This is a genomic window from Streptomyces sp. DH12, from assembly GCF_020873895.1.
Classification (GTDB): Bacteria; Actinomycetota; Actinomycetes; order Streptomycetales; family Streptomycetaceae; genus Streptomyces.
This window is the reverse complement of record NZ_JAHWGT010000410.1, coordinates 1-632: the sequence shown is the minus strand read 5'-3', so window position 1 is coordinate 632 and position 632 is coordinate 1. Positions and strand designations below refer to the sequence as shown.

Genomic DNA, 632 nt, shown 5'->3' with positions numbered 1-632 from the left:
GTGTAGGCGTCGTCGCGCGTCGGCAGCGTGGAGTTCTTCAGCGCGATGGTCTCCTGCGCCTTCGCGGAGGTCATGAACTTCACGAACTTCAGCGCGGCCTCCTGCTTCTCCTTGCTGGAGCCGGCGTAGACGGAGAGGTTGTGACCACCGGTGGGGGCGCCCGCCTTGCCCGCGGAGCCGGCCGGGACGGTGGCGATGCCGAGGTTGTTCTTGTCCTTGAAGGCGGAGCCCTTGTAGAAGTTGGTGATCTCCCACGGGCCCTGGATGATCGAGGCGACCTTGCCGTTGACGAACGCGTCCTGGATGTGGGCGTAGGCGTCGGCGGTCACGTCGGCCTTGTGCAGGCCCTTGCCCTCGAAGAGGCTCAGCCAGGTGCTGGAGCCCTTCTTGGCCTCGGCGGACTTGATCGTGATCTTCTTGGCCTCGGCGTCGACCATGTCGGTGCCCTCGCCGTAGAGGAACGGCTGGGCGTAGTAGCCGGCCGTGGAGCCCCAGTAGCCGTCGACGCCGGTCTTCGCCTTGATCGTGGCGGCGGCCTTCTTCAGGTCGTCCCAGGTCTTGGGGGCCTCGACGCCGGCCTTGGCGAACAGCGCCTTGTTGTAGACGAACGCGAGGGTGTCCGTGGTGAAGGG

1 protein-coding gene is annotated in these 632 nt (G+C 66.3%); it reads right to left on the bottom strand.

Going from position 1 to position 632, the window contains the following annotated elements:
- On the bottom strand, positions 1-632 hold a 632-nt coding region (locus LPA54_RS34865), incomplete at both ends, for an extracellular solute-binding protein (protein ID WP_228984625.1).